Annotated in this window: 16 protein-coding genes; 4 read left to right on the forward strand and 12 right to left on the reverse strand. The window is 66.8% G+C overall.

From position 1 onward, the window contains the following. Window position 1 precedes the first annotated feature (1 nt). The 5 genes from AB0I14_RS30585 to AB0I14_RS30605 all read right to left on the reverse strand — a co-directional run bounded on the left by AB0I14_RS30585 (window position 2) and on the right by AB0I14_RS30605 (window position 12,528). The gene (locus tag AB0I14_RS30585; RefSeq protein ID WP_358030206.1) at window positions 2-1,330 is read right to left on the reverse strand and encodes a dipeptidase; all 1,329 of its coding nucleotides are present in this window, start codon (window positions 1,328-1,330) and stop codon (window positions 2-4) included. 121 nt (window positions 1,331-1,451) lie between these two features. Further along, a complete protein-coding gene (locus AB0I14_RS30590; RefSeq protein ID WP_358030208.1) occupies window positions 1,452-1,844 on the reverse strand; it encodes a holo-ACP synthase in 393 nt (130 codons plus the stop codon). 35 nt (window positions 1,845-1,879) lie between these two features. Further along, complete coding sequence (locus AB0I14_RS30595; RefSeq protein WP_358030211.1) at window positions 1,880-11,131, reverse strand: fatty acid synthase subunit beta domain-containing protein; 9,252 nt, start codon at window positions 11,129-11,131, stop codon at window positions 1,880-1,882. 560 nt (window positions 11,132-11,691) lie between these two features. Further along, window positions 11,692-11,808 (reverse strand): twin-arginine translocation signal domain-containing protein, encoded by a 117-nt coding sequence (locus AB0I14_RS30600; RefSeq protein ID WP_358030280.1) that lies wholly within the window; start codon window positions 11,806-11,808, stop codon window positions 11,692-11,694. Window positions 11,809-11,913: 105 nt separating this feature from the next. Next, entirely contained in the window at window positions 11,914-12,528 is a 615-nt protein-coding gene (locus tag AB0I14_RS30605) for a MerR family transcriptional regulator (RefSeq protein ID WP_358030214.1), read from the reverse strand. A 318-nt stretch (window positions 12,529-12,846) separates the two neighbouring features. On the opposite strand from AB0I14_RS30605, the gene AB0I14_RS30610 reads away from it, so the two are divergent. Next, on the forward strand, window positions 12,847-14,115 hold the full coding sequence (locus AB0I14_RS30610; protein WP_358030217.1) for an MFS transporter: 1,269 nt from the start codon (window positions 12,847-12,849) through the stop codon (window positions 14,113-14,115). Here the strand turns inward: AB0I14_RS30610 and AB0I14_RS30615 are convergent. Further along, on the reverse strand, window positions 14,100-15,320 hold the full coding sequence (locus tag AB0I14_RS30615) for a low temperature requirement protein A (RefSeq protein WP_358030220.1): 1,221 nt from the start codon (window positions 15,318-15,320) through the stop codon (window positions 14,100-14,102). The two genes, AB0I14_RS30610 and AB0I14_RS30615, sit on opposite strands and share 16 nt — an antisense overlap. Window positions 15,321-15,522: 202 nt before the next feature. Between AB0I14_RS30615 and AB0I14_RS30620 the strand changes: the two genes are divergently transcribed. Further along, window positions 15,523-16,110 (forward strand): transcriptional regulator, encoded by a 588-nt coding sequence (locus AB0I14_RS30620; RefSeq protein WP_358030223.1) that lies wholly within the window; start codon window positions 15,523-15,525, stop codon window positions 16,108-16,110. A 135-nt stretch (window positions 16,111-16,245) separates the two neighbouring features. Here AB0I14_RS30620 and AB0I14_RS30625 read toward each other — a convergent pair whose 3' ends face one another. The 5 genes from AB0I14_RS30625 to AB0I14_RS30645 form a co-directional block, all read right to left on the reverse strand. Then, on the reverse strand, window positions 16,246-16,917 hold the full coding sequence (locus tag AB0I14_RS30625; protein ID WP_358030225.1) for a twin-arginine translocation pathway signal: 672 nt from the start codon (window positions 16,915-16,917) through the stop codon (window positions 16,246-16,248). Further along, a complete protein-coding gene (locus tag AB0I14_RS30630; RefSeq protein ID WP_358030228.1) occupies window positions 16,914-17,786 on the reverse strand; it encodes a hypothetical protein in 873 nt (290 codons plus the stop codon). Before AB0I14_RS30630 ends, AB0I14_RS30625 begins: the two co-directional genes overlap by 4 nt. Window positions 17,787-17,929: 143 nt before the next feature. After that, a complete protein-coding gene (locus AB0I14_RS30635; RefSeq protein WP_358030283.1) occupies window positions 17,930-19,447 on the reverse strand; it encodes a FadD3 family acyl-CoA ligase in 1,518 nt (505 codons plus the stop codon). A gap of 12 nt (window positions 19,448-19,459) precedes the next feature. Beyond that, entirely contained in the window at window positions 19,460-20,650 is a 1,191-nt protein-coding gene (locus tag AB0I14_RS30640; RefSeq protein WP_358030231.1) for an amidohydrolase family protein, read from the reverse strand. Between the two features lie 80 nt (window positions 20,651-20,730). Next, the gene (locus AB0I14_RS30645; protein WP_358030234.1) at window positions 20,731-22,272 is read right to left on the reverse strand and encodes an AMP-binding protein; all 1,542 of its coding nucleotides are present in this window, start codon (window positions 22,270-22,272) and stop codon (window positions 20,731-20,733) included. Window positions 22,273-22,330: 58 nt separating this feature from the next. Here AB0I14_RS30645 and AB0I14_RS30650 point away from each other — a divergent pair, with 58 nt between their 5' ends. Beyond that, window positions 22,331-23,047 carry an enoyl-CoA hydratase/isomerase family protein gene (locus AB0I14_RS30650; protein WP_358030237.1) on the forward strand — a complete coding sequence of 239 codons (717 nt, stop codon included), beginning with the start codon at window positions 22,331-22,333 and terminating at the stop codon, window positions 23,045-23,047. A 38-nt stretch (window positions 23,048-23,085) separates the two neighbouring features. Here AB0I14_RS30650 and AB0I14_RS30655 read toward each other — a convergent pair whose 3' ends face one another. Further along, a complete protein-coding gene (locus AB0I14_RS30655; protein ID WP_358030240.1) occupies window positions 23,086-23,613 on the reverse strand; it encodes a VOC family protein in 528 nt (175 codons plus the stop codon). Window positions 23,614-23,701: 88 nt separating this feature from the next. On the opposite strand from AB0I14_RS30655, the gene AB0I14_RS30660 reads away from it, so the two are divergent. Continuing rightward, window positions 23,702-23,841: zinc ribbon domain-containing protein (locus tag AB0I14_RS30660; protein ID WP_358030286.1), on the forward strand; the 140-nt coding region annotated here is incomplete at its 3' end.

A 23,841-nucleotide genomic window follows, 5' to 3' on the forward strand; every position in this document is an offset into this window, starting at 1 on the left:
ACTAACGGGCCAGCGCTTCGAGCAATAACGCCTCGGCCGTGGCCGCTTTCTGCAGCACACCCAGGTGCAGACTTTCATTCACACTGTGCGCCTGGGTGCCGGGATCCTCGACTCCGGTCACCAGAATCGTCGCGGCCGGAAACGCGTCGGCGAATTCTGCGATGAATGGGATCGATCCGCCCATGCCCATGTCCACCGGATCGGTGCCCCAGGCGGTGCGGAACGCTGTGCGGGCCGCGTCGTACACCGACCCCGAGGCGTCGATCGTGTAGGGCTGACCGACGTCGCCCGGCGTGACAGTGATCTGGGCGCCCCAAGGCGCATGGGCTTCGAGGTGACGGGTCAACGCCTCCAGATGCGCGTGAGCGTCGCCGCCGGGCGCGACCCGCATGCTGATCTTGGCGCGAGCTCGTGGGATCAGGGTGTTCGACGACTTGTCGATGGGTGTGGTGTCGATGCCGATGACGGTGATCGCGGGTTTGGCCCACATGCGTTGCACCACTGAGCCGGAACCGATTTCGGACACACCGTCCAACAGGCCGGATTCCTCGCGGACCCACTGACCGCCGCGGTCCACGTCGGCCGCCGTCGCTTCGTGCAAGCCGGCGACCGCGACATTGCCGTCATCGTCGTGCAGGCTGGCCAGCAACCGCACCAACACACTCAACGCGTCCGGCACGACCCCGCCCCACAGGCCCGAATGCAGCCCGTGGTCCAGGGTGGCCACCTCGACCACGCAGTCGGCCAGGCCACGCAGGGTCACAGTCAGCGCCGGGATCTCGGTGCTCCAATTGTCGGAGTCGGCGATGACGATGACGTCGGCCGCCAGTGCTTCTTTGTGCGCGGCCAACAGCGCACCGAGCGAGGGCGATCCGGATTCCTCCTCGCCTTCGACGAACACCGTCACGCCTACCGGCGGCTTGCCGTCGAAGGCGCGTATCGCGGCCAGATGTGTTGCAATCCCGGCCTTGTCGTCGGCCGTGCCTCGGCCGTAGAGCCGGCCGTCACGCTCGGTCGGCTCGAACGGCGCGGAGTCCCATTGGTCCGGATCCCCTTCGGGTTGCACGTCGTGGTGGGCGTACAGCAGCACCGTGGGGGCTCCCGCCGGTGGCGGGTACTGCGCGATGACTGCGGGCGCACCGCCTTCGCTGACGATACGGACGGCGGGAAAACCTGCGTCCGACAACAGCTTTGCGACCGCATTGGCACTGCGATGCACTTCGTCTCGCCGGGCCGGGTCGGCCCACACCGATTGGATGCGGACCAGATCCTCCAGATCGGACCGTACCGACGGCAACACCCGCTGAACCCGAGCCACCACGTCACTCATGGTGACGAGCGTAGTGGGTCCCTCGTCCACCGCGAGCGACCGCAAAATGCCACGAAAAGCGGCGTGTCGGCGTACAGACACGGTCGCTCGCGGTGCAAAGGGAGGTGCCAGGAGGGAAGTGCTAGAGCTCCTCGATGATCGCCACCGCGGCGGCGGTGTCGGCCTCGTGCGTGAGCGAGACGTGAATGGTCACACTCTCAAGGTGCTTGGCGATCTCACCGGACAGCCGCACCTTGGGCCGACCCCACATGTCGGTGACCACCTCGATATCGCGGTGGATCCCCTCCGGCAGGGCCGGCCGCTTGGAGAACCGTGAGCTCGACCAGGCCTTGATCACGGCTTCCTTGGCCGCCCACCGGGCCGCCAGGTGCCGGGCCGCCGACGAACTCTTGTCCGCGGCGTCCCGGCGCTCACCCGGCGTGAACGTCTCGGCGAATACGGTTCCCGGCCGGTCCACCTGCTCGGCGAAATCAGGTATGGAAACCACATCGATGCCTATGCCCACAATCGCCATGGAAGCGAACCTAGCTCACCTCTCCGTGCACGCACTCACCGCACATAGAGATCGTCGTCACCGAGTCGGGCGTCCGCGTTCAGCAACATCGCGGCTTCCTGACGCTTCTCCGGCACATCGTGGTCGAAGCGGCGGTCGGCCGGCTTCTCGTACATCGGACGCCCACCGGCGATCGCCCCGGCGAGGCGACGCTGACCGGCCAGCGTGCGCTGCTCGGCCCGCTTGCGGTAGTCGTCGCGGTCAGCCGGATCCAGCGCTGCGATGAACGCCTCCGGGTGCACCAGGGCGACCAGACCCGACACGTGACCGAACCCGAGGCTGGTGACCAGACCGGCCTTGAGCGGGAACTTTCCGCGCAGGTCGAGGGCCTCGCGCACCCAGACGAAGTGGCCGGAGGTGGCCAGTTCATCGTCGACGCAGTCCAGGCTGCGGTTCGGCGGGATGACGCCGTCGCGCAGGATCTGGCACAGGCCCATCATCTGGAACACCGCCGCGCCGCCCTTGGCGTGGCCGGTCAGCGTCTTCTGGCTGACGATGAACAGCGGCGCACCCTGCGAACGGCCCATCGAGTCGGCCAGCCGCTCGTGCAGCTCGGTCTCGTTGGGATCGTTGGCCAGCGTCGAGGTGTCGTGCTTGGAGATCACCGCGATGTCGTCGGCGCCGACGCCCAGCTTGGCCAGCGAACGGGCCAGCTGCGAGTCCTTGCCGCCACGTCCGGCGCCCAGGGCACCCAGGCCCGGAGCCGGAATCGAGGTGTGCACACCGTCGGCGAAGCTCTGCGCGTAACCGACCACGGCCAGCACCGGCAGACCCATCTTGACGGCCAGGTCACCGCGGGCCAGCAGGATCGTGCCACCTCCCTGGGCTTCCAGGAAGCCGAGACGACGACGGTCGTTGGCCCGGGAGAACTTCGAGTCGCTGATGCCCTTGGAGCGCATCATCTCGGTGTCGGCGGTGGCCGCCATGTCACCGAAGCCGATGATGGCTTCCAGGGTCAGGTCGTCGAACCCGCCGGCCACCACCAGGTCGGCCTTGCCGAGACGGATCTTGTCGACCCCCTCCTCGACCGAGACCGCCGCGGTGGCGCAGGCGCCGACCGGGTGGACCATCGCGCCGTAGCCGCCGACGTAGCTCTGCATGACGTGTGCCGCAACGACGTTCGGCAGCACCTCCTGCAGGATGTCGTTCGGCTTGGCCTTACCCATCAGGTTGCCGTGGTACATGGTCTGCATCGAGGTCATGCCGCCCATGCCGGTGCCCTGCGTGGAGGCCACCAGGCTCGGGTGCACCCAACGCATCAGCTCGGTCGGGGTGAAGCCCGACGACAGGAACGCATCGACGGTGGCGACGATGTTCCACAGCGCGACCCGGTCGATGGAGCTGGCCATGTCCGGGGTGATGCCCCACACCGTCGGGTCGAACCCGGTGGGGATCTGGGCGCCGACCGTGCGCGACAGCTTGGTCTTGCGCGGAACCCGAATCTCGGTGCCCGCCTTGCGGATCACCTGCCAGTCACCGGAATCCGGCACCGGCCGGGCCACGGTGTGCTCGGGGTCGAAGGACACGAATGCCCGCGCATCGGCCTCACTGGAGACGACGAAGCTGAAGTCCTTGTCCAGGAACACACTGACCAGCAGCGGCGAGGCGTGATCGGGGTCGATCGCACCGTCGTCCACGAATTCGCGGATGCCGCAACGTTCCACCACGGCGTCGTGGTAACGCTCCACGATCTCCGATTCGGGGACCAGCTCACCGGTTTCGGTGTCGTACCAGCCGGCCTTGGGGTCGTCTTCCCACTTGACCAGACCCGTCGTCCAGGCCAGCTCCAGCACACCGGCCGCCGACAACTCGCCGGAGACCTCCATCTCGAAGCGCGTGCGCGACGAGCCGTACGGCCCGAGCTCGGCCCCACCGACGATGACCACCAGGTCGGCCGGGTCGACGTCGAGGTCGGCCCACTCCGGCGCGGGCGCCGGGTTGTGTCCACGCGGCGGGGACGGCAGCGCGGCGATCGCGCCTTCGTCTTCGTCGTCCTCGGATTCGGCTGCGGCACTCGACATGTCCTCGCGAGCCTTGGCGGCCAGCTCGGCCATGTCGATCTTGATGTCACCCAGTCCGCCGGTCAGGTCGGCCTTGATCGGCGCGTTGGCCGCGGCCACCTTGGACTCCACCGTGCACAGGTTCAGCAGCATGGCCGCCATCTCCGCGCTGCTGTAGGTGGTGACGCCTGCCTCTTCGACCGCGCTGACGATGGCGTCGTTGTGGCCCATCAGCCCGGTGCCCTTGGTCCAGCCGATCAGCGCGTGCGCCAGGCTGACCCGCTCGGCCCACGAGCTTTCCGCACTCCAGCGGTTCACCAACGCGTCGAGCGCCGACTTGGATTCGCCGTACGCACCGTCGCCGCCGAACATGCCGCGGTTGGGCGAGCCCGGCAGCACCACGTGCAGACGGGAGGCGATGTCGCGCTCGGCACCGATCGTCGACAGCCCGCCGATGAGCCGCTGCACGGCCCACAGCAGGACCTTCATCTCCATCTCGGAGCGTGAACCCGCCTCTGAGAGGTCCCCGGCCACGCGCGGCGCGGCGAACGGGAACAGCAGCGTCGGGGTCTGCGCATCCTTGAGGTGGATCGATTGCGGCCCAAGGCTTTCGATCTGCTCGCTACCGACCCACTCGACCAGCTTGTCGATGTCGGAGTAGGACGCCATGTTGGCCGGGACCACCCACAGGGTGGCGCCGAACCGGGCGTTCTCGCGGTAGAGCTTCTTGTAGAACGCGAGCCGGTCGTCGTCCAGACGCGAGGTGGTGGCGATGACGGAAGCGCCGCCGTCGAGCAGCTGCGCGACGACCGAAGAGGCGATGGAGCCCTTCGACGCACCGGTCACCACGGCGACCTCGTTGGTGTAGCGGCCCTTGCCAGGGTTCTCCGCACCGGCCGCGATGCGACCGAACAGCGAGGCATGGATGGTGCGTCCGGCGGCGAGAGCCTTGCCCTGCCACCAATTCGCCTGCGTGGCAACGACATGCCCGGCACCTTCGAATCGCTCCGACAGGTGCTGCCAGTCGGCGTCGATATCGCCCTCGTCGGCCAGCCACAGCTTGACCAGGTCCTCACGCGCGCTGGCCCAGCGGTCGTCGAACACGACGGCCTTCTTGGCCTCGAACGCCGGGGCCACCAATCGCGGCCAGTCCGAACCGAGTTCGGTGGTGACCAGGTCGATCAGCTCGGCGTCGGTGGACGAATCGTCGGACGCGCTGACCGGCGCATCCAGGCCGAGCTGGCCCAGTACCAGGCGGGCGGCCGAGGCCAGCACACCGTCGGGTCCGGTGACCTTCTCGGCGAACTCGCCGAGTGCGGCCGAATCCACCACGCCCCCACTGGCACCGCCGGCCGAGGGCAGCGAAACCGCCACACCCTGGCGGGCTGCGACAGCGGCGACGGCGGCGTCGATGACCTTGTCGACACCGGCAGTGTCGGGCAGGGCACCGGGGTGCAGGGCACCCAGGTCGCCGCCGCGAACGCTGCTGCCTTCACGAGTGCCCAGAGCCACCTCGACGGTGACGTGCTTGGCCCAGCCCGGACCGAGCTCCCAGGTCTTGCTGACGCGCTCGGCGATGTAGGCCGGGCGCTTACCCGACGGACCGAACACGGTGCGCAGCTGATCGTTGATGGCGTCCGAGAGCACCGGGCCGAACGGCTTGTAGGTGCGGGCCAGCTTGCTGACCTGTCCCTTGAGCGCGCCCAGATCTGCCTCGGCGGCACCGTCGATGGCGCCCAGGTTCAGCTCAGAACCCAAGTCGACCAGCAGCTGGTTGCGGCGTGAGGACGCACCGTCGGTGATCGACTCGATGGAGTCCAGCCCCTCGATCTGGTCGATACGCATCTTGGCGCTCAATGCGATCAGGCCGACGGTGGCATCGGCTGCGTCGAAACCGATGTCCTCGGGCCGGGGTCCACCCGACGGGGCGGCCGGTGCGGCCGCCGGTGCTGCCTCGGCGGCAGGAGCAGCTTCAGCGGAAGCCTCCGCGGGAGCCTCCTCCAGCTCAGGCTCCGGCTCCGGATCGGTGTCGCTGGCGAACAGCACCGCGGCATCGCGCTCGGCGTTGAGCACCTCGACGGTGCTGTGGGCGAACTCGGGCAGCTTGAGCGTGTTGGTGGCCAGTCCGGCGACCGTCGGCGCGTTCTTCACGCCGATCTCGACGAACCGCTCCACCCCGAGTCCGCCCGCGGCCTCCTCGATGAACAGCAGGTCCTGGGTCTCGATCCAGCGCACCGGGCTGGCGAACTGCCAGGCCAGCAGCTCGATCACGACCTTGCGCATCAAGTCACTTGGCTTCTCGTTACGCCAGGTGTCGTAGTCCGCGAGAATCTCGTCGAGCGGCTCGGCCGGCACCAGATCGCGGATCTCCTGGATGAAATCGCGGTCCAGCGTGAACGGCCGGGGCACCAGGTTCGGGACGTAACGCCCGACGACGAGCTCCGGATCCCGATCGCGCGGGAGAACCCGCTCGAGGCTGCGCCGGAAATCGTCCACGCCCACCCGCAGCACGCTGGAGTGGAACGGCACGTCGATGCCGGGCACGAGGATGAACGACCGCTTGCCGCCGCTGATCTCACGACGACGCTCGACCTCTTCCTCCAGTGCTTCCAGACCGCGCACGGTTCCGGCGATCGCATACTGCGATCCGCGCAGGTTGAAGTTCACGATCTGAAGGAACTCGCCGGTGCTCGCCGCGATTTGCGCGACGAAGTCCTCGACGTCCTCGTCTGCCAGGTCGATCTGCGACGGCCGGATCGCGGCCAGGCGGTAGTTGGACCGGCCGCGCTCATCGCGCGGCACGATGTCGTGCATCTTGGAGCCGCGGTGGAACACCGCCTCCAGCAGGCCTTCGAGCTCGATGACGCCGGAAACACAAGCCAGCGCGGTGTATTCGCCGACGGAGTGACCGCAGGCGATCGCGCCTTCGACGAACGCGCCCTGCTCACGCATCTCGGCAACCTGGGCCGCAGCCGTCGTGGCCATGGCGACCTGGGTGAACTGGGTCAGGTACAGCACGCCCTCGGGGTGCTCGTAGTGCACACCGGAGGCGATCAGCGACGTCGGGTTGTCGCGGACCACGTGCAGCACCGAGAAGCCCAGCGTCTCGCGGGTGAACTTGTCGGCCTTGTCCCACACCTTGCGCGCGGCCTTGGACCGGGCCCGGACCTCCATGCCCATGCCCTTGGACTGGATGCCCTGGCCGGGGAACGCGTAGACGGTCTTGGGTGCCGCGAGCCGTGCGGTGGCGGCCATCACCAGCTCGGTGCCGATGCGGGCCTGAACCTCGACAACCTCTGCGCCGACGTCGATTCCGACCCGGTCGACGCGGAAGTCGACCTCGTCGCCCGGCTTGACCATGCCCAGGAAGCGGGCGGTCCAGCCGACCAGCTTGGCCGGCGGAACCGGCTTGCCGTCGGTGGCGGTGACGACGTGCTGCGCTGCGGCCGACAGCCACATGCCGTGCACGATCGGCGATTCCAGACCGGCCAGCAGCGCGGCCGCCCGGTCGGTGTGGATCGGGTTGTGGTCACCGGACACCACGGCGAACGGCCGCATGTCCACGGGTGCGCCGACGGTGATGTCGCGCCGGCGCCGGCGCGGGGTGTCGGTGGCGTTGTCGGAGATCGCGCCGCCGGCCCTAACGGGATCGGTCAGCTCGGTCTCGCCGGTGCGGCCGCGGATCGCGAACCGCTCCTCCAACGTGGCCAGCTCGGTGCCGTCTGCGGCGCGCACCGTCACGTTGACCGGGACAACGCGGCCCACCTCGGTGTCGGTGGCAGCCGAAGCCGTTGCGGTAACGGTCAATTCGGCAGGCTCGGTCGGCAACGCAGCCAACAGGTGAGCGGCGTGGTCCAGATGCACCAGGCTCAGCAGACCCTCGACGACCGGGAATCCGGAGTCGGTGGCGGCGGAGCCGATCGCGGCGAACACCGCGGGCCAGCAGCGACCGACCAGCGCGTCGGGCACGACGGTCAGAGTCGGCGCCAGCGGGGCCCCGAAGGTCGCGGTGACACCGGTGTGGTCGGCAACCTGCTCGGGGTTCCAGGCGACGGTGACCTTGGCGGTCCCGTCGACGACCGGCGGCAATGCGTCGGGACCGTCCACACCCGCGGCGATCGCGAGCACCGAACGCATGGCGGTCGCGGCATCGGCGACCTCGACGACCGGTGCGCCACCGCTGCGGATGGCCTCGGTCAGGGTGAACCGGATCTCGATCCAGGTTCCCGACAGCGGCACCGACAGCAGCACATGCTGGTCGTCGGCGACCTCAAGCCGGGCCCCGGTGGACGGGTTTGTGGCAGAACGGTTCGCAGACCCTTCGCGGACCAACCACTCGCCGGCAGGGGCGATCCGGTGCACCGGGTTGACCGAGGTGCGACCGGCCCACAACACGTCGGGGGCGTCGAGCAGCACGGCCAGCGGACCGGTCACGTCGTCGCGGCCCTGGCGGCGCGACAGCACGGCCTGCGGCTGAGCGCCGGCAGCCAGCGCCTGGTCGACGGCGGTCTGCTCGAAGCGGTCCAGCAGGTCACCGACGGGCTCGTCGACCCGGGTGATGCCGGCCACCGCTGAAGTACCGGGGATGACGCAGACCTGATCGGCGTCGTAGCGCGCGTCGTGGGCCTGCCACAGCGAATCGCTGCGCCACCAACGACGCACGTCCTTGTCGATCACCGGGACGAAGTTGACGGGCTTGCCCAGCGTCTTGCACAGCTCGACGAAGAACGGCACATCGGCCGGGTGCAGCTGCACCGAGGCGGCGTCCGGGTAGGCCGAGACCAGCGCGGCCAGCGCGGCCTTCGGGTCCTCCAACAGCGCCTCACCGTCGCCAGAGGCGTCGAACAGCGTCTCGATGGGGCCGAAATCCTGTGCGTGCAAACGTGCTTCGGCGCGCTTGAGCATCTGCTCGAAGCGGTCGCGCCAGGTGATGTCCAGCCACGGCGAGTGGTCGCGCTTGGTGTCGGCGGTGCTGTTGCCCTCGCCGATGGACAGTTCGATGTAGCGGCGCAGCCACTGCAGGTAGGTCATGTCGGCGACATCACCGAAGTACGGCTTGGCGGTGTTGGCCATCGCGGCGATGATCTCGTCGCGGCGTGCGGCGACCGCATCGGCGTCACCGGCCACCTCGTCGAGCAACCGGCCGCAACGCGACGCGGTGTTGTCGATCTCGTGGATGTCGGCGCCGAGCTGGCTGCGTCCGGAGGCCATGCCGTTGTCGGCCTTGCCTGCACCCACCCATGCCTCGGTGCCCTTGGTGTCGACCAACAGCTGCTTGACCTGCGGGCTCGTGGTGGCCTCAAGGGCCGCCATGGCAGCGGTGCCGACCAGGATGCCGTCGATCGGCATCAGCGGGTAGCCGTGGGTGGCCGACCAGCGGCCGGACAGGTACTCGGCGGAGCGCTCGGGGGTGCCGATGCCGCCGCCGACGCAGATGGTGATGTTGGACCGGCTGCGCAGCTCCGAATAGGTGGCCAGCAGCAGGTCGTCGAGGTCCTCCCACGAGTGGTGACCACCGGCGCGTCCGCCCTCGATGTGCACGATCACGGGCTTGGTGGGCACCTCGGCCGCGATCCGGATGACCGAGCGGATCTGCTCGACGGTGCCCGGCTTGAACACCACGTGGCTGATGCCGAGGTCGTTGAGTTCGCCGATCAGCTCGACGGCCTCTTCGAGGTCCGGGATGCCGGCACTGACGATGACGCCGTCGATCGGCGCACCGGACTGGCGGGCGCGCTGCACCAGGCGCTTGCCACCGACCTGCAGCTTCCACAGGTAGGGATCGAGGAACAAGGTGTTGAACTGGATGGCCCGGCCTGGCTCCAGCAGCTCACCCAACTCGGCGATGCGATCGTTGAAGATCGGCTCGGTGACCTGTCCGCCACCGGCGAGTTCGGCCCAGTGGCCGGCGTTTGCTGCGGCCGCGACGATCTTGGCGTCCACTGTGGTGGGGGTCATACCGGCCAGCAGGATCGGCGAGCGTCCGGTGAGCCGGGTGAACTTCGTCGAGAGCTTGACCGATCCGTCGGGCAGGCTCACCACGGTCGGGGCGTAGCTCGACCACGGTTTGGCCACCTCGGGCACGGCGCCGATGGTGAACAGGTTGCGCTGGCCACCGCGGGTCGCGGCGGGCACGATGCCGATGCCGAGCCCGCGGATCACCGGGGCGGTCAGACGGGTCAGGATGTCGCCGGGGCCGAGGTCGAGGATCCAGCGGGCGCCGGCCTCGTGCAGTTCGGTGATCTCGTCGACCCAGTCCACCTGGCTGACGAGGATGGCTTCGGCCATCTGACGGGCCAGCTCGACGTCGATGCCGACCGCCTCGGCCCAGCGGGCGACGATCTCGATCCCGTCGGCCAGGCGCGGGGTGTGGAAACCGACCTCGACCTGCACGGGGTCGAAGACCGGGGCAAAGACCGCGCCGCCGCGGACTTTGCTCTTGCGCTCGGCCTCTTCCTTCTCAGCGATCTGGTTGCAGTACAGCTCGAACCGCGACAGCTGCTCGGGTGTGCCGGTGATCACAACGGAGCGCCGGCCGTTGCGGATGGACAGCACCGGGGGCAGCACGGTGCGCACGTCCTGGCTGAATTCTTCGAGCAGCTCGTAGATGCGCTCGGGCTCGGCATTGGTCACCGACACCATCGGCGGGCGGTCACCGAGCACGGTGATCCCACGACGACGGGCCACCAGGGTGCCTGCTGCGCCGATCAGCTGCGCCAGCGCCAGCAGCTGCACGTCCTTGGCGCCCTTGGCGGCCAGGGCCTCGACGCCCAGGACGCCCTGGGAATGCCCGGCGACGGCCACCGGCGGGGTGGCGGCCAGGTCCATGCCCTGGCGGGCCAGTGCCCGCACCGCGGCGATCTGGGTGAGCAGGACGCCCGGGACCGAAACCGCGGCGGAGGTCAGCTGCTTGTCGGACGGCACCGGCTCCTCGGCGGCCAGCGCGCGGACCCACTGCAGGGGCTCGAACCCGATGGGCCGGACCACGACGAGCTCGGCGGCGACCGGCTCGAGCAGCAGCTCGGCCTCACCGGCCAGGGTCGCCAGTTCAGCCTCGATACCGGCCGAGGACACCAACTCCTCGAGAGTCTCCAGCCAGGCGCTGCCCTGGCCACCAAAGGCGACTGCGTAGGGCTCACCGGCGCTCAGCCGATCGACGAGAGCGTGGGTGGAGTCAGCCTGCCGACCATCGGATCCTGAGTCGTCGTTGCGACCGGCGGACACCCGGTCGTGTTCATAGATCGTCACTGGCGCTATCTCCTCGGTGCTGCTGTGGTTCTGCGGTGAATGGTGTCGCGTGTGGCTGTCGCGTGCGGTCTTGGGTATCTGTCTGCATGTCTGGGGCGGTGTGGCTGCCCGGCGACAAGCCAACGGCGATTCAGCGTCGAATCAGGTGAGGAACGCGGTGCCGCCGGAGCCCTCCGGACGGTGTCACTCACATTCCTGCCGTACTAAGAGTGTCATAAGAGGTAGTTGGCGTTTTCCGCCCAGATTGGTTACTGGCGAGTTCTACGCATGGGTAACCGCCGGTAACGTAACGTCGCGCCGAGTGGCTCCCAAAGACATTCGGGACAAACGTCCTGTTGGCGGGTGGTTACGGTCGAGTAGCCACAACTGCGCAGATCAAGGCAGTATTGTTATCGAATCGTTATCTAAATTTTCCGCCGCATCCAGGCCCGCGAACCGGCTGTGAACCAGCAGACAATCGGGCCGATTCTGTCTAGCGAATCCCGCCCGAGCGAGCCAAAAGTTTGCTGGAATATCTTACTCGTCGGTAACTATTCAGTCCCACTGACCGAATCGCGGCTTCAGGATGTGGTTGACGTCCACCCCGATGCCGCCGATGCCGCCGACGCCAGACCGGTACCCAGCCCGAGCAGGGCGGGCGCAGCGGCGGCGCATTTGAGCACTTCGCGTCGTGACATCGACACGTGCCTCAGATTACGTCAATCTCCTCAATGATCACATCAACGCCACTGGTCACAGGCCCATCAGGATTCACACCCGCACCGTTTGCCTTGGGCGGACGTCTAATCGGAGGCAGCCGCGCCCGCACGCAGGGCCCGGTCCACCCTGGCCGAGACCACCGCCCGGGCCAGCTCGGGCAGACCGGCATCCGAAGGGCCGCCCCGACATTCAGCGACCGCTGCGGCAGCCGACTCGACCAGGTGATCGATCGCTGCGCCGGTGGCCCGGCAGAGATGGGCCATGCTGCGGACGAGGCGCCGATGGTCCTCCGCGCCGCCGACGAGCGCGACCAACGCGGGATCGGTCACCTCGACGGAGCCGTCGACGATGTGCACCAACCCGAATTCGACGAGCGCGCGGACGTCATCGCAGGCCGGGTCCACGCTCAATGGCAGCGTCATCGGCCGGCACCAGCCCGAGGCCTGGATCCCCAAGGCGTCGGGTAGATCCTTGCCGCCGCGCAATGCGGCGAAGAATTCGGCGATGTGCGCCGAGTTGAATCCCTTGGCCAGTAGCTGGCTGATCGCGGTCAACTGATCAAGGTGCCGCTCGCCGTAGTACGCCGAGCGCCCGACCCGCCGCGGCGAATCCAGTAACCCGCGTTCACGATAGGCGCGGATATTGCGCGCGCTGACGCCGGAAATGCGCGCCAGGTCTTCAAGACGGTACTCAACCAAGCCGGCGTCCCCCGCGTCGGATTGAACAGCGATTCATGCCGACACCCTACTCCCCGGTTAATGTTGCGAGCGAATTCGCAGCTACAGCATTCCGCCGTCCGCTTACCTCATCGTCAGCACGATCATCTGCGGATATGCCAACAGCACTCCCTCAAGTCATACATGAGAGTGCATTTTCAGCCAACTTGATGAATCGCCGGAAAGTCGGCCTGGAGGCGAAATTCACAACCGCGACAAAGAAGTCTGGTCGCTTCCACGCCTACGGTGAGAGAGCATGTACCTCTGCCCCACCAAACACATTTGACGAAAGGTGCCCGCGTGCGTCCCTGGATCGTTTGGGCCACCGGGCTACTCGCGTACATCATCGCGGTTCTCGACCGCACCACCCTCGGCGTCTCGGGCCTGCAGGCTGCCGACAGATTTGCCGCAAGCCCGGGCGTGCTGTCCACATTCGTGGTGTTGCAGGTGATCGTCTACGCCGCGGCCCAGGTTCCCGCCGGACTGCTGTTGGACCGCTTCGGTTCCCGCGTGCTCATCGTCTGCGGTGCCGCGCTGATGACCACCGGGCAGCTCGTGCTCGCCCTCAGTGAGTCACTACCCGCGGCCATCGGTGCCCGGGCCATCGTCGGCCTTGGCGACGCACTGACCTTCATCTCGGTGCTCCGGCTGGTGCCTTATTGGTTCGAGCCGGCTCGGGTCCCCTTGGTGACCCAGTTGACAGGCATCTGCGGCCAGCTCGGCCAGGTCCTCTCCGCGGTCCCGTTCCTGGCGATCCTCACCGACAGAGGTTGGACGCCCGCCTATCTGTCGGTCGCCGCATTCGGGTTTGTGGTGATCGTGTTGGCGCTGGCCCTGATCCGCAACACACCGCACGGATCGGCGATGACGTCCGAGCCGATCTCACTGCACACCAGCCTGTCTCGCATCAAGACCGTCTGGCTGCGACCCGGCACCAGGCTCGGGTTCTTCACCCATATGGGCACACAGTTCTCGGTGACCGTCTTCGCGCTGATGTGGGGCGTGCCCTATCTCACGGTGGCGCAGGGGCTTTCGGAGACAGCAGCGGGCTCGCTGCTGACCGTCTCGGTGGCGGCCGCCATCTCGGCCGGGATCATGATCGGCATCTTCACCGGGCGCCATCCGCACCGCCGGTCACGCCTGGTGCTCTGGATCATCGCCAGCAACGCGCTGGTGTGGACCGTCGTGCTGGCCCTGCCAGGGCCGGCGCCGGTGTGGTTGTTGGTGGTGCTCATCGTTGTCATCTCAGTCGGCGGTCCCGGATCGATGGTCGGCTTCGACTTCGCCCGCACCTTCAATCCGAGCCACACCCTCGGCACCGCCCAGGGCATGGTCAACATGGGCGGTTTCCTGGCCGCACTGCTGGTGATGCAGGCCATGGGGCTGATCCTGTCCGGAACGGACAGTTACTCGTTCGCATCGTTCCGCGTGGCCTGGTCAGTGCAGTATGCGGTGTGGATCCTGGCCACCATCGGAATCCTGATCACCCGCCACAAGACGCGCCGCCTGCTCGCAGCCGAGCAGGAACGAATGCTGTTGGAGAGCTTCGAAACTCACCCAGGCCGGTGAACATCCAGCCGCCGCCCGATGATCGCCGCGGCATGCCGGTGTCCGACGGCCTCGAACCCGACGACGACCACCACCGGAGCCGCGGTGACCACCAACAGACACACCGCCATCGACGTCCCGTGTGCAGCCAGCGCCACCGCGGCCACGAGCGCGGCCCCGGCGAGCGCCAGCAACAGCGCGTGGAGCAGATCGACCTCTCCCACCAGACATGAGTAGATGACGAACATCGAGAGCAGGTAGATGCCCACCGGAATCGCCACCGCCAGCACGGTGCCGACGGAATCCAGCTTCGACTGATCCTCGATGTAGTAGGCCGCCACGTGGAGTCCGGCGCCGGTGGCCACGATCGCACCGAACACCGCCACGTGCAGGTAGCCGTACCAGAACGAGAGCTGGCGCCTTGCGTGCAGCAACTCGCCGGCCGGAATCAGGAAATACACCCACCACATACCGAAGGTCAGGCCGGTTCCGGCGGCCACCAGCAGGATGGCATCGGTGGACCAGCCGTGCTCCCCCACTGCCGCCGTCAGGGACGCCACGGTGCCGACCACGCCTTCACCCAGCGCGATGATCGCGAGCAAACCGTATCGCTCTGCGACGTGATGGGCGTGCCAAGGTGTGCCTCCCATCCGTCGCTCGGCGAGCAGCGGCCCGCTCATCTCCACCACCACCAGCACCAGTGCGGTGACGAAGAAGACGGGAACCGAGGTCTGCACGAAGATCTGGGCTATCCAGCCGATCTGGGCGACGACGACCGCACACGCGTAAGTCAGGCATGCGGACCGATGTTCCGGATCCTGCGCAGCAGCCCGTAGCCACTGCCCCACCAAGGCAATTCGCATCACCACATAGCCGGCTACCAGCACCGAGTTGTCGACGTGCCCGCCGTGTTCGACGGAGGCGAACATCGCCGGTATCCCGAGCGAGAGGATGATGACACCGACCATCTGCAGCATCGTCATCACCCGGTAGACCCAGTCGTCGGTGTCGTAGGCGGAGGCGAACCAGGTGAAGTTCATCCACGCCCACCAGATCGCGAACGCAGCGAAGGCGAAGCCCACCAGCCCGGCCGACACATGCCCCTCGGCCATCAGATGGGCGAACTGCGCGGCGGCCACCCCGAAGGCGATCACGAACGTCAGGTCGAACAGCAATTCCAACGGACTCGCCACCCGGTGCTGCTCGTGCGGGTCGCGTCCGGACATCCGGCTGAGGCGGTGCGCTTGAACCGGACTGGGTGGGTTCTCGTTCAACCTGGTATGTCCCTTTCTCGCCACGTTTCCCCGCAATTCCATCGCATCAAGGCGCCGGACCGTGGATTGCCGACGGCGTGGTGGCAGAAACTCACCGAAATACAAGTAGCGCACTACTGATGTCAGGACTCCGGCCACGCTCGAGGATGCGTATATGTGCAAGCAATTCAGGCTGAATCTCCTGGGCGAGTTCGCCGTGTACCGAGACATGGAACCGCTGGTTTTGCCGCCCTCGTGTCGCCGGTTGGTGGCGCTTGCCGCAGTGAAGCGCCGCGAGCTGCACCGCAGCTGGGTCTGCGACCTGCTGTGGCCGGGCAGCCCTCCGCACAAGGCGGTGTCCTCGCTGCGTTCTGCGTTGTGGCGATTGCGACCGCTGGGCGCCGACGCGTTGCTCGTGGTGGAACACCAGTACGTCAGCCTGGCGCCCGACGTGACGGTCGACTGGCATGAGGCAGTCGCCTTGCACGAGGCGATGACCATGATCGAAGGACGACCGGTGCCTACCGGCACTCACCCGACACTGCACCGACTGGTGCGCAGCGGTGACCTGCTCGAAGGCTGGACCGATTCCTGGTGCATAACCGAGCGTGACCGCTACCGCGCCATCCAGCAGTCTGTTCTGGACGCACCCGACAACATCGCGCCGCGGCAGGTAACGCACTACGCGGTACCGGGCTATGCACACCGCCCCGCGTATCGCGGGGGCCGCCTCCACAACGACAATTCGGGGTGTCGGCCATGAGCGCGTTACTGCTCGGCCTCGTCGTGGTCAGCGCAGTGGCGACCGCGTTTGCGGTCCACGAGCTGCAGACGTGGCTGGAGCGGTGGGAGTACGAGCGTCACGCTCAGGACTGACGCCGTTCGGCTGAAGGTCTCACTACACCGGGTCGAACGACGAGATCAACCAGTCGCCGTCGATCTTGCTCATCCCCACTTTGACCGCGCTGGCCGTGAAGCTCCCGTTGGGGTTCTCGGCGCTCGTCGTGGCCTGGTTGACGAACACCAGCACCACTGCCGAATCGGGTTTGATCTCCGAGACGGCCGAGCGCACCACAGCTGCGGTGGTCTTGACCGATTTCTGCTTGGCGGCCGGGGCGACGATCTCCTGGGTGAACTGGGTGTAATACGACAGGAAATCGCCGGTCAGGTGCGTCTTGGCGGCCGTGAAGTCCCGGTCGAGACTGTCCGGCGCGTAACTCAGCAGGGCCACGGTGCCATCGCTTGCCGCCTTGAGCACCGTCGCCGACGCCGCTTCACCGGTCTGCTGGTCGCCGCGGTACTCCGCGAAGTACAGCCATCCGGCCAGAGCAGCCGATGCGATCAGCGCCACGACCAGTGCCAGCGGGAACCACAGCTTCGTCAGCGTGCGGCGCCACCCTGACGTGGGTTCGTCGGCCGCGGCGTCGGTGACGTCCTCGGCCACATCGGCCTCGGTCGTGCCCTGCTCGCCGGCTTCGTCGGTGCTGTCGATCTCGACTGCCGTCTCGGTGTCTTCGATCTCGACTGCCGTCTCGGTGTCGTTCTCGGTCTTCTTGATATCCACGGTCACGGCACGAACTCGACTTTCGACAGCTTGATCTGGTCGCCTTCGCGGACCATGTCAACGGCCACCCGCCACGGCCGCGGTTGCTTGTTGGCACCTGTGGTGTTGGTGACCTGGGTGTTGACGGCGACCAGAACGACCGCGTTGTCATCGCTCATGGTGTCGACGGCGGCAGCGGTCACTTTCGCGTCGGTCACCACCTTCGCGTCCTGGGCCAGCTTGACGAAGTCTTTCGACTGCGCTTCGAAGTCCTCCCGGAACTCGCCCGTCGAGTTGTCGAGAATGTTCTTGACGGCGTCCTGGGCGTGGTTGAAATCCAGCGACATGAGCGTCACGACGGTCTGGCGGGCGGCGGCGGTGTATTCAGCCGCGAGCTGCTGACGGTGCTCGGCTTGACGGTGATGCCAGATCATCAACCCGCTCAGGACGAACAGGCTGACGATAACGATCAGCGTGAGGCAGGTCGCCAGCACTTTCCAGAACAGGCGGGATACCTGCACCCGCGGCAGGCGCCGGGACGACTTGCCCTCGACTTCTCCCGCTGCCTCCGGCTCGGCATCGTCGAGCGGCTCGGCCTCGACTGCTCCTGCCTCTGCATCGACGCCGGTGGTGTCGGTGATCTCGGGGGTATCGGAGCCATCGGCCTCAGTGGTGTCTTCGGCATCTTCAGCCACGGTCGTGTCCGCGGCGGCCGTGTCTGCGGCAGCCTCGTTACGCAGCCGAATGGCTTTGGCCCTGGCGCGCGCGGCGGCCGCTACGGCCTCGGCCTCTGCGGCCTCGGCTTCGGCCAGTTCGGCCGATTTCAGTGCGTCACCTGGCGACGCGTCATCTTCGCTAGTATCGAGTACTGGCGACGAAGGCTTGCGGGACGGCATGCCGACCTCCTGTCCGTTCAGCAGCCTGCTTAACGAGAATTACGTTATCAGTTTGCGGTAGTGACCCGAGAGTACATCATCGACAGCAGGCATCTAAATGGCTATTTACCTGCGGAAATGATGTTTACGCGCTGTGCGTTGACTTAGCCCGGACTGGCAGTTATCCGCGCCTCAAGCTGGTTCTTCATCACCTTGCCGGTGGCATTGAGCGGTAGTTCGTCGAGGAACTCGACATACCGGGGCACTTTGTAGCCGGCCATGCGCTCGCGACTCCAGCCGATGAGATCCTCGGCGACAACCGTCGCGACCCCTGGCTCGTCCCGCAGCACCACGAACGCCTTGCCGACCTGCCCCATCCGCTCGTCGGCGACGCCGATGACAGCAACCTGCGCTATCGCCGGATGCTCCAGCAGGAATCCCTCGATCTCGGCCGGGTAGGCGTTGAAGCCGCCGACGATGAACATGTCCTTCTTGCGTCCGACGATCCGCAGCCGGCCGGAATCGGTGAACTCTCCGAGATCTCCGGTATGCAGCCAACCGTCGGGGTCGATCGCCTCGGCGGTGGCCGCCGGATCGTCCAGGTAGCCCTGCATCACGTTGTATCCGCGCACCAGCACCTCGGCGTCGTCCGCGATGCGCACCTCGACGTCGTCGCACGGAAGTCCGGCGGTGGTGGCCACCTCCTCGGCCGAGTCGCCGGGCCGCGACAGGGTGACGTTGCCCGCCTCGGTGAGGCCATAGCCCGTCATCAGCGTCTGGAACGGCAACTCCTCGCGGATGCGTCGCACCAACTCGACCGGGATGTCGGCGGCACCGGTCACCCCCGCACGCAGTGTCGCCAGGCGGTCACGGTCGGCGACGGCCAACAGTGAGTGATACAACGTCGGCGGGCCCGGAAGCATCGTGATGCGTTCGCGCTCAATCAGTTCCACCACTTCATCAACATCGAACACCGCGACCGGCAGCATGGTCGCACCGCGGAGGAACGACGCCACCAACCCGGCCTTCAACCCGAAGGTGTGAAAGTACGGGTTGATCATCAGATAGCGATCACCCTCGCGCAGATCCGCCAGCGTGGCCCACTCCTCGTAGGCCCGCAGCGTCTGGCGATGGTTCATCATCGCGCCCTTGGGTCTGCCGGTGGTGCCCGAGGTGAAGATGACATCGGCGATGTCGGTGGGCTCCAACTCGTCCACGCGGTGCTGGCTGAACGCACTCCCGCTACTCAGGAAGTCCGACTTGAGATCGATGGTCGGGACGTCGAGATCCGTCTCGGAGAACGTGAAATCCTGCCCGAGGAAACCCTTTTGGATCATCACCGCCTTGGCGCCGCTGCGCACCACCACGTCGGCGGCCTCGTCGGCCTTGAAGCGCGTGTTGACCGGAACCAGGACGCCACCGGCGGCCATGATCCCGAACGCGGCGATGATCCACTCGGCCGAATTGGGGGCCCAGACCGCGACCCGGTCCCCCTTGGCGACGCCGAACTCGGCGAACGCACCCGAGGCTTTCCGGATGCGCTCGACGAGTTGGGTGAAAGACAGGCGCAGCGGACCGTCGGCCCCGGCCGGATTGTCGCCATAGTCGACGACCGCCTCCGTGTCGCCGAAACGGTCCGCTGCACTCAAGACCATCGCGGGGATGGTCTGTTGCTGTTTGATGCGTCCGGCCCCTTAGGTCGTGACGAGGCGACCGAGGTTCCCACCCATGATCTTGGCCTGATCCTCGACAGCGAGGTGCTCAAGCGCGGTCACGTAGTGGGTCGGCTCGGCCAGGCCCTCGGGGTGCGGCCAGTCCGAACCGTAGAGCACCTGGTCCACGCCGATCAGGTTGATCAGCTCGTCGATGCCCTCTTCGTAGAACGGGCTGACGTAGATGCGGTTCTTGATCTCCTCGATCGGGTTGCCCAGGAAGGCCTCGGGGGCCTTCTTGTAGACCTCGGCCATGGAGTCCAGCAGCGGGAACATCCACTTCGACCCGGCCTCGACGATGCCGACCTTGAGCTTCGGGAAACGGAACAGTGCACCGTGAATCACCCAGGAGGCCACCGCATCCTGGATCGGACGCCACTCGTTGAGGATCGACATCGCATTGGTCTGGAACGGCAGCATCTCTTGCGCGTCGCCGTCCCACTCGGAGGTGTAGCGCGAGTAGCCGCTGTCGCTGGAGTGCATGCCCACGAACACGTCGTACTCGACGCACTTCTGCCAGAACGGGTCGAACTCGGGCAGCGCGAACGAGCGCGGGCCGCGGAAGCCGGGCACCGGGGCCGGGCGGACGAGAATCGCACGGGCGCCGCGCTTGACCGCCCAGTCCAGTTCCTCGATCGCCTTGTCCACGATGGGCAGCGTGATCACCGGCGTGGTGAAGATGCGGTTCTTGTAGTTGAAGCCCCACACCTCATCCAGCCACTGGTTCAACGAGTGGATGATGACGTGGATGGCGACCGGGTCGTCGCGCAGCCGCTCCTCGATCAGGCTGGCCAGCGTCGGGAACATCAAGCTGCGGTCGAGGCCCAATTCATCCATCAACTCGAGGCGCGGAGCCGGTTCGAAGAATGCCGGGATGGACTTCATCGGCTCGCCGAAGAGTTCGCGCTTGCTCTTGCCATCCGGATTGCCGAACTTGAAGTACTCCTCCCACGCACCGGGCTTGGCGACCACCGAGAACGTGGGGTTCGGGATGTAGTTGCTGATCTGACCCTTGATCGCAATCTTGGTGCGTCCGTTGATCTCGACGTACTGGACGATGTCCTTGTACTCCTTGGGGAGGTACGTCGTCAGCGCCTCGGGCGGCTCGTAGAGGTGATTGTCCGCGTCGAACAGCGGAAACGGAATGTCGACCCTGTGCGACAGTTGTCCCATGGAAAACTCCTTTGCAATTCGAGAGAATCATATTCTCACTTGCTAGCAGCCGCAATGCCCAGGCCGGGCCTAGCGGCTGCTCAACGGGCGATGGCAGCAATCTCCTGCCGGATACGGAACTTCTGCACCTTGCCGCTGGCCGTGCGGGGAAAATCTTCGGCCTGATGTAGCTCTTCCGGCCACTTCTGCCGGGCCACGCCACTGGCCTCGAAATGTGCCCGGACCTGATCGAGCGTGGGCATCGTGCCGCCGTCGCGCACCCGGAGAACTGCGGCCACCCGCTCACCCAGGCGGGTATCTGGCGCCGCCACCACGATCGCCTCGATCACGTCCGGCAAACCCAGCAACACCTCCTCCACCTCGAGCGCGCTGATGTTCTCGCCACCTCGGATGATGAGGTCGGTGGTGCGGTCGGTGATGGTCAGATAACCGTCGTCGTCGAGCACGCCGATGTCTCCGGTGCGGTACCAGCCGTCAGAGTCGAAGTGCTTTGCGGTGAGAGCATCGTCGGTGTAGCCCAGGCACAAATCCGGTCCACGGCTGAAGATCTCACCGTCCGTCCCGAGCCGGATCTCCACCCCGGGACGCACGTTGCCGTCGGTGTACAACCGCTTGGCCTCAGGGGCTCCGGCGCCCGATCCGGTGATCGACGGATGCTCGGTGCTGCCATACGAACGGAAGACGAAGAGACCCAGATCGGCCAGGCGCCGGGTGACCGCCGCAGGCACCGTCGACCCGCCGAGTCCGACGGTGCTGAACCGGGCCAGGTGATGTTCGTTGAACTGCGGATGGTCCATCAGGCTGGTGACGAAGTAGGGCGGTCCGCCGCCGATCGACAGTCCGTCGCGTTCGATCAGCTCCAGCACCTTGCCCGGATCCCAGACATCGCACAGATCGATCGGGGCGCCCTCCAGCACCGGGATGAGGAATGCGCCGAGCATGCCGATGAAATGCCCGACCGGCGTGGCCGTGAGTTGGCGGCCCCGGTCCGGCGGATAGTTCTCCAGCAGCTGGCGGGTTTCGAAGCCCAGCGTCTGATGGCTGTGGATGACGCCCTTGGGCTCACGGGTGGTCCCGGAGGTGAAGGCGATCAGGGCCGGCGCGGCCGGATCGGTGGTCAGGGTGCCGCTCATCGGCTCGTCGGCGAGCAGGTCGGTGTACGAGGCTTGCCCGACCAGGCCGACGATCGGGACGTCGGCGCATAGGTCAGGCTCGAACTTCATCCGGCCGAATTGCTCGGTGGTGATGAACACCTTCGGCTTGGCCGTGGCCATGATGTGGCTGAGTTCCCTGCGTCCGTAGAAGTGCACGATCGGCACCGTCACCGCACCGAGGAAGGCCGAGGCCCAGAAGGCGACCGCAGCCTCCATCCAGTTCGGCAACTGCAGCGCCACCACATCGCCGGGCCGGACACCGCGGTCCCGAAGTCCCGCGGCCAGGCGCCGGGCGGTGTGCTCGACCTCGCCGAACGTGCCCTGGTACGGACGGGTCGCGGAGTGCACACAGAAGCCGGTGTCGGGACTGGCGGCCAGCCCGTCGGCCAGCATCTGGCCCAGGGTTTCGGGCCGCCACCAACCTTCTTCGACGTACCGTTTGGTCAGCTCAACGGGGATGTCGCGCACATCGGTGATGTTATTCTCATCAGACGAGAATGCCAATCCCGGAACTGGAGAACGTTTGATGGTCGACCTCGAAATCGACGGCGAACTGGCGGTCATCACGATCGACCGGCCACAGGCACGCAACGCCATATCGCTGGACACCATGGATGCGCTGAACAAGGCGCTGGACGGCGCGGCCGGCGCTCGGGCCTTGGTGATCACCGGCGGCGGCGACCGTGCCTTCGTCTCCGGGGGCGACCTCAAGGAACTGGCGGCGCTGCGCACCGAACTCGAGGCTTCCGAGATGGCGTGGCGGATGCGCACGATCTGCGACCGCATCGCCGGGTTCGACGGACCGGTCATCGCCGCGCTCAATGGGCACGCTCTCGGCGGCGGGGCCGAGGTCGCCGTGGCAGCAGATATCCGGATCGCCGCCGACGACATCAAGATCGGCTTCAACCAGGTGGCGCTCGCGATCATGCCGGCGTGGGGCGGGGCCGAGCGGCTGGCCACCCTGGTCGGCCGCAGCCGGGCGCTGCTGCTGGCCGGAACCGGCCGGATCCTCGGCGCGCGCGAAGCCGAGCAGCTGGGCCTGATCGACCAGGTGGTCCCCCGCGCCGAATTCGCCGAGACGTGGCGGTCGACGGCCCAGTTGTTGGCCCGGCGTCAGGCCGCTGAGGTCAAACGCGTGATCAACGGGGTCCCCACCACCGAGGCAGTGGCGGCTTTCGCCCGGCTCTGGTGCTCCGACGAGCACTGGGTTGCCGCGGACAAGGTCATGAACAAGGGCAAGTAGGCCCGGCGATGCCCGGTTCGGGTGTCGAACGGCCGGTTTCAGCCGCCCAACTCCCGGACCGGATCACTGCCGTCCCAGCTGACGGCCTGCTCACGCACATACGCACCCATGCCGGCGGAGGACTCGGTCAGCTCCATGATCTCGACGATCGCCGCCCCGGTCGGCGGTTCGAAATAGGCGAAGCGCACGCCCTCTCCCTCCCCGCCCGACCACACCAGGGGCCAGCCGGCCTCCGCGAGCTTGGCCATCGCGGAATCGAAATCGGCTGTCCAATAGGCGAGTTGGTGAAAGCCGCCGCCGGAGCCCGCGTCGGCGAGGAACTCGGTGAAGATGCTGGGCGTGTCATCGAGTTGTTGGATCAACTCGACCTGAAGATCACCGCTGTTCGACAAGGCGAGGGATAGTTTCACCTCGCAGGGCTCACCCCGGTACGCCACCCGCTGCGGCAGGTTGCGGATCACGAACCACGGGCCGACACCCATCTTCAGCCAGCCCGCTATCGCGTCGTCCAGATCGGTGACCACGTACCCGATCTGGCGGACCTCCCCCGGTAGAACCTCGCTCACGCCGCCTCCATGTATTCGTCCCGCCTGAACTGCCCACGAGAGCCTACCGAGAGTCGGTTCTCACTAGACGAGAATTGCATTTCCGGTTATCGTCAGCGACGTGTCAACACAGATTGCTCTGGCGCCCGAGATTTCGACGTGGCCCGACGCCGAACCCCAGCTGATCGGCAGCCGCTGCACCGACTGCACCGCCACCACCTTCCCCGCCCAGGCCCGCTGCCCCAAGTG

It is taken from the genome of Mycobacterium sp. NPDC050441, assembly GCF_040655355.1.
GTDB lineage: Bacteria > Actinomycetota > Actinomycetes > Mycobacteriales > Mycobacteriaceae > Mycobacterium.

Bases quoted from the DNA above. Each gene is read 5' to 3' on its own strand.
- AB0I14_RS30590 (WP_358030208.1), bottom strand. From the start codon at position 1,844: ATGGCGATTGTGGGCATAGGCATCGATGTGGTTTCCATACCTGATTTC.
- AB0I14_RS30630 (WP_358030228.1), bottom strand. From the start codon at position 17,786: ATGCCGTCCCGCAAGCCTTCGTCGCCAGTACTCGATACTAGCGAAGAT.
- AB0I14_RS30585 (WP_358030206.1), bottom strand. From the start codon at position 1,330: ATGAGTGACGTGGTGGCTCGGGTTCAGCGGGTGTTGCCGTCGGTACGG.
- AB0I14_RS30615 (WP_358030220.1), bottom strand. From the start codon at position 15,320: ATGTCCGGACGCGACCCGCACGAGCAGCACCGGGTGGCGAGTCCGTTG.
- AB0I14_RS30600 (WP_358030280.1), bottom strand. From the start codon at position 11,808: ATGTCACGACGCGAAGTGCTCAAATGCGCCGCCGCTGCGCCCGCCCTG.
- AB0I14_RS30640 (WP_358030231.1), bottom strand. From the start codon at position 20,650: ATGGGACAACTGTCGCACAGGGTCGACATTCCGTTTCCGCTGTTCGAC.
- AB0I14_RS30620 (WP_358030223.1), top strand. From the start codon at position 15,523: ATGTGCAAGCAATTCAGGCTGAATCTCCTGGGCGAGTTCGCCGTGTAC.
- AB0I14_RS30650 (WP_358030237.1), top strand. From the start codon at position 22,331: ATGGTCGACCTCGAAATCGACGGCGAACTGGCGGTCATCACGATCGAC.